Here is an 18,879-nt window from a genome sequence, read left to right on the forward strand (position 1 = left end):
ACCAGTTAAATTTTTTGCCATGACCTCGCTGCTTCCTTTTACCACAGACATCATCCGTGCCTTCGGATGGACGCTTTTACACTCATTCTGGCAGGCATTTGTTGTGTTTGCGTGTTTGAGAATTGTACTTAAAATATGGCCGGCGGCCAGTTCCGCAGCTAAATACCACTTGTCGTTCCTGTCACTGGCGGGTATCTTCACCTGGTTTGTCGCCACTTTTTGGCAACAAATGCTGGCCATACGAGAGTCACAATTAGTAATGCATTTTGTGGCAAATAATCCGCTAATAGCAGATATGCAGGTAGCGCAATTACCTGCGGCGGCACCCGCCAATAATCTGAAATGGTTGTTTCCGGGTATGGAGGTTTACTTTCCCGTACTGGTAGGCATATATGTTGTAGGCGTTGCGGTCATGACTATCAAACTGGTGTTAGACCTGGCCCAGCTACAGCAGGTACGCCGTGCAGCGATGCTTCAGATCGATACCCAATGGGAAAAACAGCTTAAAATGCTGGCTACCCGGCTGGGCGTCAATAAAAAAGTACAGCTGCATATTTCTTCGTCAGTTCAGGTACCGGTGATGATCGGCTTTATCCGCCCACTCATACTTTTGCCTGCCGCTATGATCAACAACCTGAGTACCGATCAGCTCGAAGCCATCCTGTTGCACGAGCTGGCTCACATTAAGCGCCATGATTACCTGTTGAATATCTTCCAAACAATTGTTGAAACGATCCTGTTCTTCAATCCTTTCATATGGTGGATATCTAAAAACATCCGTATTGAGAGGGAACATTGCTGCGACGACCTGGTAATTGCCAGTACCGTACAGCCACTGCATTACGCTAAAGCCCTGGTGGCACTGGAAGAATATCGTCTTACCACCAACCCCATGGCCATGGCGATTGCGGACAATAAACAATTCCTTTTTCACCGCATCAAAAGAATCATGGAAATGAAAACTAGTCACCGTAACTATAGCCAGCAACTATTGGCGTTACTGATCATACTCACTGGCGTTGCGTCAATCGCATGGCTCAATCCATCTCAAAAAGAGAAAAAAGTAAAACAACCGCAGAAAAAAAGCGTAGGTATTACAGACAGCATGTTGCCTGTTTCTCCGATATCGGATGCCTGTGAAGAAGCTATCGTAAGCACTGAAGATTGTGCAGTCGTGCCCGCTCCGCCCGGTGCACCAAAACCACCACTGCCCCTGGCAGCGCTGGCCAACATACAGGCTGCGCCGATCAATATTTTTCAACCGCTCGCTCTCCTTTCGCCACTCGATTTCCCCTTTGATACACTGCCTAAAAAAATAAGAATAAAAGACAGCAACGGCAACATCAGGGAGTATAACAGCATTAAAGACATGCCGGAAGAAGATCGTGAACGTATGCAGGAACAATTTCTGAAAATGCAGGAAACACAGGAGGAAATGCGTAAGACCGCCGAGGAAGCCCGCAAGACTGCTGAAAAACTCCGTGAAACTTATAAAGATTCAGAAAAGCTGTGGAAGGACAACAGCGAGCATTTCAAAAAAGCCTATGAAGAAGCCGGCAAAGCCCTTAAAGAAATTGATTGGGCAAAACACAATAAAGAAATTGCCGAAGCTTACAAAAACATCGACTGGGCAACAATGAATGAAAACATCCAGAAAGCCTATAAAGAGATTGACTGGAAAACAGTGAACGAAAATGCCCTTAAAGCATTTAAGGACATAAACTGGGAGCAGATTAACGGAGAAATGCGTAAAGCCCTGGAACAAAGCAAGAGCGACATTAAGATACAGGAAGAGATGATAAAAAACATGCCTGACCTTAATTCGGAAGAAATTCAAAAGATGATAGAAAAAACCATTAAACATGGTGAGGAAGCATCGAAAATGAACGAATATCAGATAAAGGCTGAAAGCGACCGTGCCCGCCAGGAAGCAGAATCAGCCCGCAAAGAAAAACGCTCTAAGAACGATGTGAATTACAACGAACTGGGCAAGGAGCTACAGGAAGCCAAACTGATCAACTCCAGCCAAAAATTTGATGCCGAAAAGAAAAACGGCGTGCTGTATATCGACGGTGCTAAACAATCGCCCGAGGTATTGAAGAAATATGCACGCTACTTTAAAGGCCGCCATGTACATATTACCCAGAATGGTGATAACCTGAGCGTAAGCATTAACGATTAACCGCCCAAACCCATAAATCTTTTTTTCCGCCATTCTAGAACGCCGCACCTGTAAAGGCTGCGGCGTTTTCTTTACATTTCCTTATCTTTAATCCTACAAAACAGTTACAGCAAATACATGCCAGCTATGAGAAAAGAAATCATTCTGACGCTCTGTATGGGAACATCCCTCCCACTACTGGCGCAGGAAAACCAGGTTAATATTACAACGGGCAACGAAGTAACCGTTACAAAAAGCCACAAGGCCACCCCGGTGAAAAGCCAGGATATGACAGGCACCTGCTGGTGTTTCTCCACTACTTCCCTCGTAGAATCTGAGTGTATACGTAAGGGAGAAGATCAGCCCGATATTTCGGAAATGTTCACCGTGCGGAACATTTACCGCGAGAAGGCGGAGAATTATGTGCTGCGGCAGGGTTACGCCCGTTTTGACGAAGGCGGTCTGGGGCACGATGTAATCAGGGCGATAGGTAAGTACGGTGTTGTGCCGGAAAGCGTGTATTCCGGGCTTACAAATGGCCAAACAGCGCACAATCATGGCAAAATGGTCGCTTCCCTCAAAACTTACCTCGACAGCGTTCTAAAGCTTAAAAAGCCCCTTCCTGCTAACTGGGAGCAGGGGGTGGAAAATATCATGGACGATGCGATGGGTAAAGTACCTGCCAGCTTTGAGTATAAAGGCAAAAACTATACTGCACAAACTTACGCTAAAGAGGTGTTGAAGTTTAACGAGAGCGATTATGTGAATCTTACGTCCTTCACCCATCATCCTTTTTATCAGTCCTTTGTAGTAGAAGTACCTGATAACTTTTCGAACGGTGCTTATTACAACCTGCCTTTGAGCGAGTTTGTAGGGGCGGTGAAACGCTCTGTAGATAAAGGATACACAGTAATGTGGGATGCGGATGTTAGCAATAAAGGATTCCAGATGGGTAAAGGTTATGCGCTTTCTCCCGCTGGCGACAGCATTCCAAAAGCGACAGGCTTTGGTCCTGACATTACCGAGCAGCAGGTTACGCCCGAATACCGCCAGCAGCTTTATCAGGCGCTGGTTACACAGGACGATCACCTGATGCACATTACCGGGTTGGGGAAAGACAAAAAGGGGAAAGACTATTTCGTGGTGAAGAACTCATGGGGAACCAAGTCTCCGAAAGAAGGCTACATTTACGTTTCTGAACCTTACTTTGCCATTAACACCATCACAGTAATCGTTCCTAAATCCTCTCTGGATAAAGCATTGCTTGCTAAGCTGGGCATTAAATAATACTCGTTTTAAACTTTAAAAAAGAGGCTATGCAGCCTCTTTTTTTATTTGGGGCAATGATGGAATGAAGCGGTAGTTTACGCAATTCTTAACACCATCCTTTATTCTCACACATCTCGTTTAATACCCGATCACAAAGTCGGGATAATGCTGAACAGGCCCTTCCATTATCTCCCACTCGGCTACTTCGGCAGATATAGGCCCCTGCTTACACCAGTCAAAGAATTCCGTGAGTACATCAGCTGGTGCCTCTGCCGCTATCCACACGTGACCTTCAGGGGTATTTTTTACGATGCCTTTTACATTCAGGCTTTCCGCCACCGATTTGGCGGTAGCCCGGAAATAGACGCCCTGTACCCGACCTTTTAAAATGATTTCGTTGTGTATGATCATATACCTTGATTATTTATTAGCTATGGATATGCATTGTAACAAGATAGGAAACAGCTGCTTCGCCAACAAAAATAATAGCCGGACAAAACCAGGTTCATCCGGCTATTTAAGCAAACGGCCTTGGGGAAGAGCCACAGCTTTTGATGTTGGAAGGGCTATATAGGAATGAAAAACATAGGGGTTTACATTCACGAATTACCTTCAAAATGAATGGTATAGGGTAAGGACATATATGGATGGAGAAATGACAAATATTTAGGGGGCGGTTTAAAGCCAGGCGCCGGAAGGAGTTTGCAATGACCGGACGGCTTTACCGTACCGGCCATTACAATGATCTCCCTACTGTCCCGTCGGCACCAAAAACAGCCTATTCAATGCCGGGAGACAGATAATTTTTCCTGTAGCTGCGTTGCCTCCGTTACGAAAGCAGTACGGCCATCGGGATAAAAAATAAAGAACTGGGAAGTGTCACCTTCGGGCTCCTGAACTTCATGAACCTGTATATGTAGAAGTGGATGAAAGTAAAAATATTCAACTACGGCAGGGTTGACGTTGCGTCGCATCATCTCCAGATGAAATCCGGCTTTCGCCAATTGGGAGAACACCTCAAGCTCCTGCGTTGATGCTGCTGTTCCATTTGTATACGATGGTTTAATAGATACCCATTCCATACCGCACAATTATCAGTTAATAGTTTAAAAAAAGTTGTGTCTTTCAGTGGTTAACTTGTTTGTCTTCATGGCAAAATTGAAATATTTTATGGGGGTTGGAATATAAGTTTGGTGTATACACCGCCAGGCTGCTTATTTCCCCGAAATAGTTTTTACTTATGATTTTGTACTACTACCTGATTGACAAATTGTATATCAGCAATAGCTATCAACTTCAGCATTCAGTAGTGAAATAAATAGTCCTCTTACTATATTTATACAACAGCGCACATCTATCCCATCAGTTATTCCAGATCGGCATAACTGCATCTATCTTTTTAAATAAGAAAAGGAAATATTTGGAGTGATAAAATAGAACTATTGCTATGTTAACACACAATGATTTATATAAAGATGCCGGATAAAGCTTTGTGAATATTATCAGCTTTCTGATGGATCAATCGACAATATTAGCAAAACAATTAACGGACACCATGGACTGCGGGGCATTCGCAACCAAACTATCTGTGGCAGATAATGAACAATTGTACTATTAGCATACTCGCAAAAAGACCATGAGTTGCAGCGTACAATCAATCAAACTATCTCGCAAAGCAAAGAACGATTTGCACTATAGTATACCCGCACAAAAGATCCATGAATTGAAGCCTACCGGCAGCCAAACTATCTCACAAAAGCAAGAACAACCGCACTATGACCATACCCGCACAAAAGATATTGACTTGCAGCGTACCAGCAATCAAACTATCTCACAAAAGCAAAGAACAATCGCACTATGACCATACTCGCACAAAAGATATTGAATTGCAGCGTACCAGCAATCAAACTATCTCACAAAAGCAAAGAACAATCGCATCATGACTATACTCGCATGAAAGATCATGACTTGCAGCGTACCAGCAATCAAACTATCTCACAAAAGCAAATAACAATCGCACCACCCGCTCAATAACAGATCCACACAAAATAATCATCTTATGAAAAGCCAGAACGATACACCTATTCCTGCCAACAACCTACTCGCCGCACTTCTTCAACACTAAGCTGCATGCTCGTGCTGAGAATCGGAACGATGAAACAGTGGCCCATCGGCTGCCTCCTGATTACCGAACACAAATTCATGCGCTATTTCATAAACGCCGCCCGTAACAGGACGCTTCAGTAAAATGAAACTTTGGCAATGAAAACTGCGAACGAATAACTTATTCTCAAAATGCGGATAAACCTGGTTAAACGATGCTGTCGGAATAGCCCGCGCGAGCGTGATATGTGGCTTAAAACTATTCACCTTCAGTTCGAACAATTGCAGAATGCGGCGGTGCAACTCTTCTAACGGCTTGGGGTTTGCCACGTTCACATATATGGTACGCTTCTGCTCCCCATGCTTGAAATAATCTATCCTTGAAGTATAAATCGTAAACCCGGATAATTCATTAGCGAGCCTCTCCAGCAACGTTGTAAATGTGTCCTCGTAACGATCGGGAAACTCCGAACGGAAAAGTGAAATATGCGCCTTTGAATGTAACCCGGTGTATGACCCGATCTCATTCGCTATCAGCCCCTTAAAACGACTTACATCCCCTGCTGTCTGCGCATCCGGGTTAATTACCAATAAATAATCGTACAGTGCTTCTTCTTTCATAATCATTATGATTTATCGATCAGCAAATTGACAGTACAAATATACTAACTATTTTGGTAAATACTAATAATTTTAGCAAATAATACTAAAAAAAGGTTGCGCTTTTAAGGAACGCAACCTAAGCTATTTATTTACAGGCTTTTGATGATCGCAACAAAATCAGCAGCTACCAGAGACGCGCCGCCAATCAGACCTCCGTCTACATCAGGACTCGAAAAAAGCTCCTTCGCATTACCCGGTTTTGCGCTTCCTCCATAAAGGATGGAAAGTCCCAATGCCGCTTCACGACCATATTTACCAGCGATCTGCGCACGGATAAATGCATGCATGTCCTGCGCCTGCTGGGCACTGGCGGTTAAACCGGTACCAATCGCCCAAATCGGCTCGTAAGCGATCACCACATCCTTCAGCTGCTCTGCAGACAAATGATACAAGCTCTCTTCCAGCTGCTTAGCCACATAATCGTTTTGTGTTTCTGCCTGGCGGATCTCTAACGGCTCGCCACAGCAGAAGATAGGTTTCAGGCCGTTTGCCAGTACCAGGTCTACTTTCTTAGCCAGTGCTTCGTTCGACTCTTTGAAGTACTCTCTTCTCTCGGAGTGACCAAGGATTACGTAATCGGTACCCACTGATTTCAGCATTTCTGCTGATACTTCGCCGGTGTAAGCACCTGATTTCTCAGCAGCACAGTTTTGAGCGGCTACGTAAAAGCCCGGCTGGTGCTGCAAAAGTGATTTAGCCTTAACGAGGTAAGGGAACGGTACTGATACCACTACTTCCTGACCATCTTCCAGCTTTACACCTGCTGCCACAATATCATTGATCAGTTGTTCTCCCTGCGCCAGCGTCAGGTTCATTTTCCAGTTGCCTGCTACAATTTTCTTTCTCATTGTTTGATAAATGGAATTTTATGCGTTTGTGATTGTTATCGATCGTTAGGCTTGGCCCGTTTGGAGCTCAAAGATATACGTCAGTATGCTCTTTTCCATGTCTGCCATCGTTTTTCCCTTTAATAACATCCAGGATGCAGCATCCCTGATGGCTTCCTCTACCCTGTAAGGCCCATAACTACTGCCTCCCCAGCTAAAGGAGGGCAGAAATTTAGGAGGAAAATCACTGCCAAAAACATTACTTGATACACCGATTACTGTGCCTGTATTAAACATGGTGTTAATGCTGCAACGACTGTAATCGCCCATCAATACCCCACATTTCATTCCTGCCGGCCAGGCTTCTTTCCTTCCTTCCATCCATACGCGCACTTCGCGGGCATTGTTTTTCAGGTTGGAACAATTAGTGTTGGCGCCCAGGTTACACCATTCTCCTATTACTGCATCGCCCAGGTAACCGTCGTGGCCCTTATTGGAATAGTCGAAGAACACGGTATTTTTCACCTCTCCTCCTACCACACAGTAATTCCCAATGCTGGTAGCGCCATATATCCTGGCCCCCATCTTTAACACCGCCCCCTCGCCCATAGCTAAAGGGCCGCGGATCAGGCAACCTTCCATCACCTGGGCATTTTTGCCGATGTAAATTGGTCCTGTACTGGCATTCAGCACGCTACACTCCACATTCGCTCCTTCCTCAATAAAAACGTTTTCAGGAGAAATTACCTGGTTAGTCTTTGATATAGCCGCTGATTTACGGCCCTTAGTGAGCATTTTAAAGTCCTGGCGAATACCGTAGTCGTTGAGCTGAAAAATGTGCCAGGGATGGTCCATACGGCGCAATTCGCCCGGAAAATCCTTTCTTTTGCCATTGACCGACTGCAGAAAATCGAGGCCGCTCACGGCCTTGGCTATCAAACTGCCGTCTTTATAGATCTCATCTCCGGTTTCCATGCCTTTCACTACGGCCGCAAACTCTTCTGTAGGGAGCACATGCCCGTTCAGCAGGATGTTCACCGCTTCTTTGCCGCCGGTGACCAGGGGAAACTTAGGTTGCAGGTAATCGATCGTAAAATGACTGAGGCTTGCGCCCAGCAAATACGCCCACTTCTGTTGCAGGGAAAGTAAACCGACGCGACAAGCGGCCGATGGCCGGGTGTGGGTGAACGGGAATAACAAGTCGCGGTCTGGTGTGTCAAAAAGGATATAATTAGGGTCCATCGGCTAAAAATAGAAAATCCCATCGATATGATAACCGATGGGATCTTATAATTATTTAAAAAGGACTGATTAAGCCTTTTTTGCGTAACGTTTATTGAATTTGTCGATACGACCTGCAGTATCCACCAACACGTTTTTACCAGTATAGAACGGGTGAGATGTATTGGAGATCTCAAGTTTGATTATAGGATATTCGTTACCATCTTCCCATTTCACTGTTTCCTTGGAAGGAGTGGTAGAACGGCTCAGAAAGCTTGTGCCGTTAGACATATCTTTAAATACAACAAATCTGTAATTTTCCGGATGAATTCCCTGTTTCATATCAATAATTTGTAAATACGGACTGCAAAGGTAAAACTTATTTTTAGAAATTCATTATCAAATTGACTCTTTTTTAATCAAATTGATTCAATCCCCTTCCCTTCTGCATTTCCGGGTGAAAAATAATTAGCTCTTCATGTTCACGAACTGTAACGGAATACCCAGGTTCGCGCCCTTCAAAAGTGCTATAACTTCTTGTAAATCATCTATTTTCTTACCGGTAACACGTACAATATCGTCCATAATGGCAGCCTGTACTTTGGTAGCGGAGTCTTTGATCAGTTTCACGATCTTTTTGGCATCTTCCTGTTTAATACCATTACGAATGTTGATCTCTTTTTTAAGCACTTTACCGCTCTGGTAAGGTTCTTTGCTCTGGTCGTACACATTAGCGTCTACCCCCTGGCGCATGCTGCGGCTGATCAGTACGTCAAGTACCTGCTCCAGCTTCATGTCGCTTTCAGTCTCTATCACCAGTTTATTATCTTTTTTGTTGAGCTCTATGCTAACATGCGAATCTTTGAAATCAAAACGTGTAGTGATCTCTTTCTTCACGGTATTGATCGCATTGTCGAGCGTTTGCCCATCTATCTTGCTAACAATATCAAAGGACGGCATTCTTGAATGTTTTTAGTTTAATGGTATCAGTTGCAGATTTCTGCGAATGCAAAGATAAAAGAAAAAGCAGGCAAATCGCCTGCTTTTCCTGAACACATTTATACTTTGATGATATCATCCCTCTTTCCTGATCGTTCCCCGGCCGGATACGGACTGGGAAACGACTGCGTTACCGCTGTATTTCACGTTACCGGAGCCGGATACGGAAACTTCCAGCTTCTTATCGGCATGCACCCTTACATTACCGCTACCGGAAATAGCTACTTCCGACTCGCTGGTGTTAAGATCATGGGCATCTATCGTACTGCTGCCGGACAGGCTGATCTCACTTTTAGTGGCTTTGCCTTTAAACTTCAGGTTGCCGGAGCCTGAATGGTTCACTTCGAGCCTATCGGTCTCCACATCCAGGTCGCTCTCCAGGCTGCCACTGAGCGAAACCTCCAGTTTGTCGGTGCGGAAACGCCCGTCACTAAAAAAACCTCCTTTACCACTCGCTGATAATTCTTTCAGATCTTTTGTGGTTACATATACATTAACAGGTTTGCTGGGATTGATGCTGTAACCTTTCTTTACATGAATTTCCAGGTCGTTACCATCTACTTCGGCCACAATGTAAGGCAACAGGTTTTCATCGGCTTCTACCTGCACGGAATAGGTACTTCCCTGCTTGATGTACACTTTGTAATTACCGGAGGTGGAAATGCCATTGAAATTGGTCGCATCACGCACTTCCTTTTTGATATTTCCATTACCGTTTACACGCTCGTTATCCTGCCTGAAGGAAGAGAAAAACAAGATGGATAATGCAAGCGCAAACCAATAATACCAGTTTTGATCTTGTGATTTCATGATGTAGAATTTTGATGAGGTTTTAGAATGGCGTTTCTATTGTGACGGGTGACAGCCCCGGTGACGGGTACAGCGCAGAATGGCGAAGTGCCCTGCATCCGTAACCGGTAGCTGCCGCCCGGTTATTCTGTTTTTAATGTTACATCGGAGTAGTTGCCTTTCAGCTGCATGGTTACCGAACCGTCACCTGCAGTACCGCTATATTCTACCTTCGTACCCTTTTTCACGGTGTGCACGTTTTTCATCGATAAACCGCCTGTGCTTATTTCTCCATAGTTAAATGAACCTTCGATTTTTACCGGTAGATTCTTTACTATGCCCATATGCACATCGGAATAATTGCCCGAGAAAAGAAGAGATTTGAAATCGCTGCCGGATGTTTTGATATTGATGTCGGAGTAGTTTACGTTAAATGATCCTTCGCTTTCGAGATGCCCGATATTCAGGTCGGTATAGTTACCGGTCACGGTTATCTTTTTCGCCCGTTCGAGCTTGAAGTCGTCGTAATTTGATTTTAGATTCAGTGTACCGATATTACCCAGCTTGTAATCACAGTTGTTGCTGGTCATGGTCATCTGGTTTGCTGCTTCAAGCCTGAAGGAAGAATAGTTGATCTTCAGATTTGTATTATTCACCTTTCCTATCTTGCCTTTGTCGCAATAGTTCATGGTACCATAAAGATCATCGGCAGCGGTGATATCGAAATAACAGTAATTCAGTATCAGCGAAGTGGGAGATGTAAGTTCGTGGGCCAGCACATCACCAAAATTGTTTATCAAGGTAACGTTTTTCAGCTTGCGCGGTATATACACCACATAATCGATGTTTACGTACTCTTTGCCGTTTTTATTGTTCCCAAATATCCAGCTTTTAGTGCCGGGGTTATACTTGGTGGTAATCGATAATTCTCCATGCTCGCTGCCTTCCTCGATTACAACTGCCGCTGCAATTTCTTTCGCCTCGCTCTCACTTCTACCGAAACCGGTAATGGTTACTTTAGCATTGATCTCGTTCTTATCCCAGATATTGATGGTGATACGGCCATATTTATTCGTCAGTTTAAAACTGTTGGATGCATTGGCCGGAAGACTTTTTTCCAGTGTACGCACGCTCTTCTGATCGCCTTTTGCAAACACGAGTGATGGTAAAAACAGGAGGAATAATATTTTAAATTTCAGACGCATACGGTTGTAGCTTTTTAGGTGTTGAATGATGCTCATGCTCTTCGAGTATCTTGTCCAGCAATTCGAGTTTCATCTTGTAATACCGGATCATGGCGGCTCTTATGCGCTCGTTACCCGGATTGTTCTGTAACTCTTTTTCAAGCATGAGATAGGTGTCGTTCTTTAATTCCAACTCGCGACGAACACTACTGTCAAGTCCAAGTTCTGCGGGCGGATAAGCGTTGATCTGATCAAGACGCTGCTCTATCTGGCTGGTGTAATAGACACCTGCCTCATCTACTTCTGGTATCAACAGCTCCTGCTGCTGTGCCCTTTGTTTATAACTAAGGAACTGCACTACAAAAACGGAGTTGATAAGCAGGAACACCGCCACGGCGGCTTTTAACCAATGCCTGCCCAATGTGCGTATAATTCCAGTTTTGGGTTTAAGCGGCAACTGCTTCTCCAGCTTCTCCCACAGCAAAGGCGATGGCCCCTCCTGCTCAAACTCGTTGCGGTGTTCCCGTATGAAATCTTCAAACTTCATTATGCGGTAGTTTTTTGCTTTACAATCAATCTCACTTTTTCTTTCGCTCTCATATATTGTGTTTTGGCAGTTGATTCAGTAATTCCCAACATATCGCCGATCTCGCGATGGGAATAATCTTCGAACAGGTAGAGGTTCAATACGGTGCGGTAACCGTCTGGCAACTGCGCTATTGCTTCCTTCACCATGGTTACCGACATAGCAAACTGCTGCTCGTCTACCCCAACCTCGTCGCTCACATGCAGCTCATCCACCTCTTCGAAATACACTTTCTTTTTACGAAGCTGCGAAAGGCAGTGGTTTATAACGATCCTTTTGATCCACCCGGCCAAACTCGCTTCCTGCTGAATCTTGCCTATATTGTTAAATACCTGGAGGAAGGCCTCCTGTAAAATATCTTCCGCGTCCGCCGCACTTCCCAGCATCCTCAGGCAGATATTATACATCGCTTTACTATATGAATCATACAGCTCACGGTACGCCCGTACATCACCGTGTCGGCAACGATATACCAGCTGATCTGTAAAAGTGTTTGTAGTCAAGCGATTTAAATGTGTTCGTTATAAAGACGGGGTGACTTAAAAAAGGTTGCATATAAATGTAAAAAAAAGAAGCGTGACCTGAAAAGGCCACGCTCCATCCATCCTTATATACCTAAAACTTGGTTAGGTCGGTGTTTGTAATGCGGGTGTTGTTATTTCACCCTGTTTTGCTCGTCCTGCAAACCTGTGCTGCGTTTACGGGCTTCTTTCACGTTCATGTTACCGAACCGGTAGCTGAAACTCACTCTCACCTGGCGACTGTCCCAGTTATTACCGATGCTTATTTTCTGGCCACTGGCCTCGTAAGTGCCTCTGAACCTGTTGGTATTCAACACATCGTTCACGTTCAGGCGGATCGTACCTTTCTTCTGAAATAGTTGTTTCTGTAAACCAATGTTGCCTGAGTGCATCGCTTTCATGCGGAACAACCCTTCGTTCGTTATCTGCGGCGACGTATAGTTGTACGATACCTCTGCGGAAAAGCCCTTGCCCAAAGTAAACGATTGCTGCGTCTGGCCAAAGAAGCCGGCGGACGAACGATCTATGTCCTCTCCGTTTACTACCGTCTGGAACCTGTTATAGTAAGCCGAAACGGTTACAAAGGAGTTCCACCATTTGGTAATCGGGAACGGTGCTGAAATACCGAGATTAAAGTTGTCACGCTTGGCCACGTTCATATACTTGTACTTCAAAATGGTGGTATCACCGGTTTTAAAGTCTACATCGGCTTCTATAACCCTGGTAATCATATCCTTAGTTCGGGTATAACCCAGCGAGGTGGTTAAAAACTGTTTGAAGGTATGGTTCAACTCGAAGTTATTGGAGTACTGTGGCTTCAAACCGGGATTGCCGGATATTTTGGTATAACGGTCCAGGTAAAACTCGAACGGGTTAAGGTCGTCGTAACTGGGGCGCTGTAACCTGCGACTGTACGACACGCCCCACTGGTTGTTATCACTGGCGGCATAACTTACAAATAAACTCGGGAACAGGTTGAAGTACGAAGTATCGTTTACCTGGCCTGTCGTTACGGAAGTCCCTTTCACATTGCTCTGTTCTCCCCTCAAACCTGCCTGCACGCCAAGCTTCCTGAACTGTTTGGAAAAGTTAATGTACGCTGCGTTCACGTTCTCTTTGTATAAAAACTGGTTCGAACGGTTGCTGTCAAATACCCATTGCTGGTTCTTCAGCGAATCAAAACGGGCGTCATTGTCGGACTCCACGAAGCTCACCTTTACGCCTGCCTCAAATTTCGCCTGGTTCTTCAAGGGATGAGTATAGTCGATCTTTGCGGTCCTGATCTCTATACGGGAAGGCTGCGCGCTCTTCACGGTGTCGCCGCGCAGGTATGTCTTCATTTCCCCGTTCCAAAACGAGCCTTGCATCAGGTTATTCTGTGCTTCGTCGTTGCGTGCCCAGTCCAGGTCGATATTTAACTCTTTACCTGTACTATCCAGTTTGCCTTTGTAGTTGAGGTTAAAGGAGGTCTGACTAAAATCACGGTCATTCATCGTTTCGGTTACCAGGTTGCTATCTAGTTTTACCAGACTGCCGATCTTGGTTAAACTATGACTGGGGCCTTCCCACACTCTTTTGCTCACATCGGCCATAAAACCGATCGTGTGGTTCTTGTTCACGAAATAATCGATACCTGCTTTGCCGCTGTTGCTTTCTGATTCTTTGTCCATATACGACAGCTGGTCGAAAATCACGTCTTTACCCTGGTCGGTACTCTGGCGGTATAAAGCCAGTCGCTCGAAGTTGCGGTTGTAATTATAGTTGTACGAACCGTATAAGTTAATGTGTTCGTTCCGGTGGTTAAGGTTAATACCGCCGTTAGCCTTGGGCAACTTACCCTGGCCATAGGCAATGTTCAGGTTACCATTAGTTCCGAAGTTCTTGTTCTTTTTCAATTTGATATTAATGATCCCGGCGTTGCCCGCTGCATCGTATTTGGCGGAAGGATTAGCGATCAGCTCTATCTGGTCAATGTTAGAGCTGGGCATGTTTTTTAGCAGCTGGGCAACGTCCTGGGACGACATATTCGTTTGTTTACCATCAATCATCACGGTAACACCTCCTTTTCCTTTCATAGAGATGTTATCATCCTTATCTACCTGCACACCGGGTGCTCTTTCAAGTACTTCCATGGCGGTGCCACCTGCTGCCACAATGCTGTTCTCCACATTCACCACCATTTTATCGGCTTTCTGTTCTATAAAAGGCCTTTTACCAGTAACGGCCACCTCTTTGAGGTTTTTCGCCTCTTCGCCCAGCACAATAGCCGGCACAGTTACAGTTACACCTTTTACATCGAACGGCTGGGAGAAGCTTTTCCTCATCCCCATATTTACGGCGGCTACCAGGTATTTGCCAGATGCCACCTCTTCAAATTCATATTTACCGTTAAGGTCCGCTACCGCTCCTTTCACCAGGCTGGAGTCTTTTGCTTTCAGCAGGGTGACGGTGGCAAACTCTACCGGTTTGCTATCGGTACGGCTGATTTTGCCGTTTACTTTGCCGGGCTGTGTTTGTGCCAGTGCCGGTATTGCGGCTGCTCCAATTAGCAACATATTCAGGGCCAACGATTTAGAGATACAATTCATACAAGGCGGATTTAAAATCTGATAAACAAAGTGTTTGTTAAGTTAGGCGATAGAGTAAAAATGATGCTATAGTTCCTTTTATTATCAATTACAGTGTAAAGGTAGGTACTTTGCATTACCCAGTACAATAGTTTACACAAATGGTCAATAAACAGTGATAATTGGTCAGATAACTTCCATCAACAGGTTAAAGACGAGGCTTGTCAGCATTTGTTACAAAGAAAATGCTGAATAGTATTTTGGGCCAACTGAAGTACCACTATCAGGCCTCCGTTGTGTCACTCCCTTCAGCGACAGTAACAACATTGGGCTAAAAACTGTCGCAATCACACCCGCACACGCTAAAACACACCTAATCCTCCGCTCACGTTCCGCTTCTCCATACTTCCAGGATACTTTCACCGTACTCGTTTAGAAGCAACTCAGTGAATTTTGGAGTATAGTCCGAAAGGCATCCGGATGGTTCAGTGATGGTTGGGTGATGGTTCAGTGATGGTTCAGTGATGGTTGGGTGATGGTTCAGTGATGGTTGGGGAACATGCTAAAATAGGTGTCATGTCCTAAAATAGGTGTACACCGGGTGAGATAATCCGGATTACGGTCGACAACTACACCGTACAGTGTATACACCCCGGTGAAGGAAAAACTGAAAGTTGCCCAATGTTGTTAATGCCGTTGAAGGGAGTGACACAACGGCGGCTGAGTAGTAATCCACTGCCTGCCCCAAATAGAAAAGCAGCCGCCCGGGAGGACAACTGCTAATATATTGATTTTAACTGTTTTAATTAAAGGTCAGACTTTCAATCACATCAGGAAGGCGTTGTTGAATAAGTTCATACAACTCACGCTCTTCACGGCGAATGTGTTCCTCCAGCCTGCGGGCAATGGTATCCATATCACCTTCCAGGTCGGCACTCTCAAGCAAACCGCCATATATAACGGAAATCTGGCGATGGTCTTCCTGCAACTCGCGAATGGCCTGGTCTATTTCTGCGTCTTTGCCAAGACACATCTCGAACAGGTAATCCTCTTTTTGCATATGAGGAACCATTACTTCCTGAAATACTTTTACAACATAATCCAGCTTAGCCCTGGACTCGAGGGGAAATCCTTCGTAAGGCGCCGCGTCGTTTTTTAGATAACGGCATACAAATAACAACTTTTGGTGCTCGTGCGACAATGGCACAAGCTTAGGATGGCGATGCATATAGAATTAACGGGAAGCTGTTTTCAAATGTAATTTACGGCAATACCAGATAAGCGCAATGCCCGTCAACACCATCAAAGTGGAGATGATCTCCGCCTGGGTGGGGTGAAGCCAGATATCGTACTTGGTATTAACCCTTATCTTTTCAATAAAGAATCTTTCAAGACCATTAAATATAAGGTAGATGCCGAATATTACGCCGGGAATGGTTACCCTGCTGCGTATGGCCCACAATATGCCGAAAAAGAAAAGACAGGCAATGATCTCGTATAGCGGGGTCGGATAAACGGCAATAGGCAATACGCTGCAATACTCAGCCTGCGTACAATTAGTAATAGGCGCAACTTCGTTGATCACGTTATGCGGGTAACCATATGCGAAAAACCAATCTGGCAAAAAGCCCAGTGAACCTGGCTTTTCGAAAGCTGAATGGTGTACGGCATCCAAACTACCGAACTGCCTGTTGTAAAAGGTTGCATGCTCGTGCAGTTTTGCCTGGAACTGTTCCGGACTTATCTTTTGCACTACCCCATTGGCATCCGGCGCATAAGCACTGTTCAGAATACCCCAGTCGCCATCGCCGGAAAACTGGCACCCCATACGTCCGATAGCGTAAGCCAGCATAAGTGCAGGCGCAGCACTATCGATCAGGTGACGGGTAGATATCTTTTTAGAACGACCATACCATATAATTACCACAGCCGCCAAAATAAGGCCGCCATAAAAGGTAAGTCCGCTGGCCGAAAACAATGAACCCCATGGATCGGCTATAAAGTCGCCCCAGTTCTCGAGGTTATGGAATATTTTGGCGCCTACCAAACCTGCAACGGCCGCCATCACAATGATGTCGGGTACGCGCTGGTGCGGCATAACGATCGCTTCACTTTTAACAACTTTAGCCTCACGGCCCGCTGCATCTTTAGGACGTTTTACAAATTTATAGATCGCAACAGCGGCCGCCAACACCAAACCTCCGGCCACACTGCCCTGCAACGATAATAAGTATCCGCGCATCTCCTCGCCACTGGCGTCGGTACGCATGAATAACAACTGTCCGATCAGCTTATATCCTACAAAAAATGCAATCACCGTACTGATAGCCAGGTCGGTAGTAAAAGCACTTTGTTTTTTTTCAATGGTTTCTTTTACTCCCTGCAATAAGCCCAGCTTTTCGCGGCGGCGTAATTCAATGGTAAGCACATATGCACCTGCCAGAAAGGCTACGGCTACGAAGAAGCCGAAAGTCTGCAACAGTTTAAACGCGGGAATACTAACACCAAATAGATCCTTGAAAGCGTAATAAAGATTAGGATACATAGGCTAAATAAAAAAGTTTGGTGATTTGAACTTTCCTATGAACAAAGCCGAATTAGATCAACAGGAAAATCAAACCACCAAAGTACGTAGGGAAATTTCAAATCCCAAATTCCTTTCACATATAAGCAGCTAATTTTTGGAAAACTAACCGCCATTACTGAGAAAATTAATTAACAAAATTCGTCGAACGCCTGTAACAAGCTGCCTGCAATCATCTGCGGAGGACGGCCTTCGATCATGTGACGCTCGATGAAATGCACCAACTGCCCGTCTTTAAACAAAGCGATAGATGGTGAAGACGGAGGATAAGGCAACAGGTGCTTACGCAGTTCCTGCACCGCATCCAGGTCAAAACCTGCGAAGCTGGTTGTAAGCCTGTCTGGCTTTTTCTCACTGGTAGCAACCGCCATCAGTACGCCCGGGCGCGCCGTGCCTGCCGAACATCCACACACTGAATTTATAACAACAAGGGTAGTGCCCTCTTTAGCCAATACTGTCTCAACTTCTGCAGGAGTCAGTAATTCTTCAAAACCGTTATCGGTCAACTCTGCCTTCCTTGGCATAACTAATTCCGCTGGGTACATATAATTAATCTCCTTTTTTGCAAAGGTAATGATATAATAAATAGAGTGGCAACATGAATAACCAGACATAATGACGCACGTAAACAAGAAATTCAGACTATTTGTCTGTCCCATTTCCTAAAAACTGCAATTTTAGGCAGTTTTCTGGCACTGGTATTCCGTTTGATCTATACCCTTCAAATGAGCGAAAAACTCAGATAACAATTAAAAAACTTAAAAAATTTATAGCTATGACATTCGTAAAATTCAATCAACGCCCGGCTCCGAAATCATTCAACAACATTTTTGAAGATGTATTCGGTAACAATGGTCTTAACAAATTCTGGAAAGACGACTTCGCTACTCCTGACTTCTTCGGCGCTCACCCACCGGTGAATATCCAGGAAACTAAAGAAGCTTATGTGCTGGATGTGGTAGCCCCCGGTTTTGAGAAAGCTGACTTTAAGCTGAACCTCGACAAACAGGTGTTGACCATCAGCGTGGAAAAGAAAACTGAGAACAAAGAAGAAACTGAAAAACACATCCGCCGCGAGTTTACCTCCCGCTCGTTCAAACGCTCCTTTAGCCTTGACGAAAATGTGGATGCGGAACAAATTAACGCCAAATACGAAAATGGCATTCTGAAGGTAACCCTGCCTAAGAAAGAGAATAAGCAGGAACCTGCGAAAGAAATTGTAGTTGCATAAGGGATAGATTACAGTGATGAAGTGTAGGGCCGATTTCGAATCGGCCCTTTTTTATGCCCCTACCCCCGGAGCCGCCAATACCGCCTGCATTTTAGTAATATAATTTCACACGAAAGTTGAATGCCCTTGCCTGCTAATTAGTCTACCTTCCATAAAGTTATTTTAACCGAACAC

Annotated in this window: 18 protein-coding genes; 3 read left to right on the forward strand and 15 right to left on the reverse strand. The window is 44.9% G+C overall.

The window, feature by feature from the left end:
• Positions 1-19 precede the first annotated feature (19 nt).
• Together QZT80_RS02445 and QZT80_RS02450 are read left to right on the forward strand one after the other, a co-directional pair.
• Positions 20-2,182, forward strand: coding sequence for a M56 family metallopeptidase (locus QZT80_RS02445; RefSeq protein WP_295117243.1), 2,163 nt, complete (start codon positions 20-22; stop codon positions 2,180-2,182).
• 126 nt (positions 2,183-2,308) lie between these two features.
• A complete protein-coding gene (locus QZT80_RS02450; RefSeq protein ID WP_295117245.1) occupies positions 2,309-3,448 on the forward strand; it encodes a C1 family peptidase in 1,140 nt (379 codons plus the stop codon).
• 120 nt (positions 3,449-3,568) lie between these two features.
• Here QZT80_RS02450 and QZT80_RS02455 read toward each other — a convergent pair whose 3' ends face one another.
• From QZT80_RS02455 to QZT80_RS02525, 15 genes are all read right to left on the reverse strand, one after another.
• Positions 3,569-3,841, reverse strand: a complete 273-nt coding sequence (locus tag QZT80_RS02455; protein WP_295117247.1) for an acylphosphatase — start codon at positions 3,839-3,841, stop codon at positions 3,569-3,571.
• Between the two features lie 371 nt (positions 3,842-4,212).
• Positions 4,213-4,512, reverse strand: a complete 300-nt coding sequence (locus QZT80_RS02460; RefSeq protein ID WP_295117249.1) for a hypothetical protein — start codon at positions 4,510-4,512, stop codon at positions 4,213-4,215.
• Between the two features lie 1,039 nt (positions 4,513-5,551).
• On the reverse strand, positions 5,552-6,154 hold the full coding sequence (locus tag QZT80_RS02465) for a 2'-5' RNA ligase family protein (protein WP_295117251.1): 603 nt from the start codon (positions 6,152-6,154) through the stop codon (positions 5,552-5,554).
• A 131-nt stretch (positions 6,155-6,285) separates the two neighbouring features.
• On the reverse strand, positions 6,286-7,044 hold the full coding sequence (gene tpiA / locus QZT80_RS02470; protein WP_295117253.1) for a triose-phosphate isomerase: 759 nt from the start codon (positions 7,042-7,044) through the stop codon (positions 6,286-6,288).
• Positions 7,045-7,089: 45 nt separating this feature from the next.
• Complete coding sequence (locus tag QZT80_RS02475; protein ID WP_295117255.1) at positions 7,090-8,265, reverse strand: putative sugar nucleotidyl transferase; 1,176 nt, start codon at positions 8,263-8,265, stop codon at positions 7,090-7,092.
• 69 nt (positions 8,266-8,334) lie between these two features.
• Positions 8,335-8,586: a type B 50S ribosomal protein L31 gene (locus QZT80_RS02480; protein WP_295117257.1), complete on the reverse strand. Its 252-nt coding sequence runs from the start codon at positions 8,584-8,586 to the stop codon at positions 8,335-8,337.
• 126 nt (positions 8,587-8,712) lie between these two features.
• Positions 8,713-9,204 carry a YajQ family cyclic di-GMP-binding protein gene (locus QZT80_RS02485; protein WP_295117259.1) on the reverse strand — a complete coding sequence of 164 codons (492 nt, stop codon included), beginning with the start codon at positions 9,202-9,204 and terminating at the stop codon, positions 8,713-8,715.
• A 114-nt stretch (positions 9,205-9,318) separates the two neighbouring features.
• Positions 9,319-10,053, reverse strand: a complete 735-nt coding sequence (locus tag QZT80_RS02490; protein WP_295117261.1) for a head GIN domain-containing protein — start codon at positions 10,051-10,053, stop codon at positions 9,319-9,321.
• A 122-nt stretch (positions 10,054-10,175) separates the two neighbouring features.
• Positions 10,176-11,237, reverse strand: a complete 1,062-nt coding sequence (locus QZT80_RS02495; RefSeq protein WP_295117263.1) for a hypothetical protein — start codon at positions 11,235-11,237, stop codon at positions 10,176-10,178.
• Positions 11,221-11,763 (reverse strand): hypothetical protein, encoded by a 543-nt coding sequence (locus tag QZT80_RS02500; protein WP_295117265.1) that lies wholly within the window; start codon positions 11,761-11,763, stop codon positions 11,221-11,223. The genes QZT80_RS02495 and QZT80_RS02500 overlap by 17 nt, the downstream gene beginning before the upstream one ends.
• Positions 11,763-12,305: a sigma-70 family RNA polymerase sigma factor gene (locus QZT80_RS02505; protein ID WP_295117266.1), complete on the reverse strand. Its 543-nt coding sequence runs from the start codon at positions 12,303-12,305 to the stop codon at positions 11,763-11,765. Before QZT80_RS02505 ends, QZT80_RS02500 begins: the two co-directional genes overlap by 1 nt.
• A gap of 152 nt (positions 12,306-12,457) precedes the next feature.
• On the reverse strand, positions 12,458-14,911 hold the full coding sequence (locus QZT80_RS02510) for an outer membrane beta-barrel family protein (protein WP_295117268.1): 2,454 nt from the start codon (positions 14,909-14,911) through the stop codon (positions 12,458-12,460).
• Positions 14,912-15,692: 781 nt separating this feature from the next.
• A complete protein-coding gene (locus QZT80_RS02515; RefSeq protein ID WP_295117270.1) occupies positions 15,693-16,118 on the reverse strand; it encodes a hemerythrin domain-containing protein in 426 nt (141 codons plus the stop codon).
• Between the two features lie 6 nt (positions 16,119-16,124).
• Positions 16,125-17,435 (reverse strand): prolipoprotein diacylglyceryl transferase, encoded by a 1,311-nt coding sequence (locus QZT80_RS02520; RefSeq protein ID WP_295117272.1) that lies wholly within the window; start codon positions 17,433-17,435, stop codon positions 16,125-16,127.
• A gap of 170 nt (positions 17,436-17,605) precedes the next feature.
• Positions 17,606-18,019, reverse strand: coding sequence for a BrxA/BrxB family bacilliredoxin (locus QZT80_RS02525; protein ID WP_295117274.1), 414 nt, complete (start codon positions 18,017-18,019; stop codon positions 17,606-17,608).
• A gap of 230 nt (positions 18,020-18,249) precedes the next feature.
• On the opposite strand from QZT80_RS02525, the gene QZT80_RS02530 reads away from it, so the two are divergent.
• Positions 18,250-18,705, forward strand: coding sequence for an Hsp20/alpha crystallin family protein (locus QZT80_RS02530; RefSeq protein ID WP_295117275.1), 456 nt, complete (start codon positions 18,250-18,252; stop codon positions 18,703-18,705).
• Positions 18,706-18,879 lie beyond the last annotated feature (174 nt).

Origin of the sequence: uncultured Chitinophaga sp. (genome assembly GCF_902168175.1) — a bacterium.
In the GTDB taxonomy this organism is placed as follows: Bacteria; Bacteroidota; Bacteroidia; order Chitinophagales; family Chitinophagaceae; genus Chitinophaga.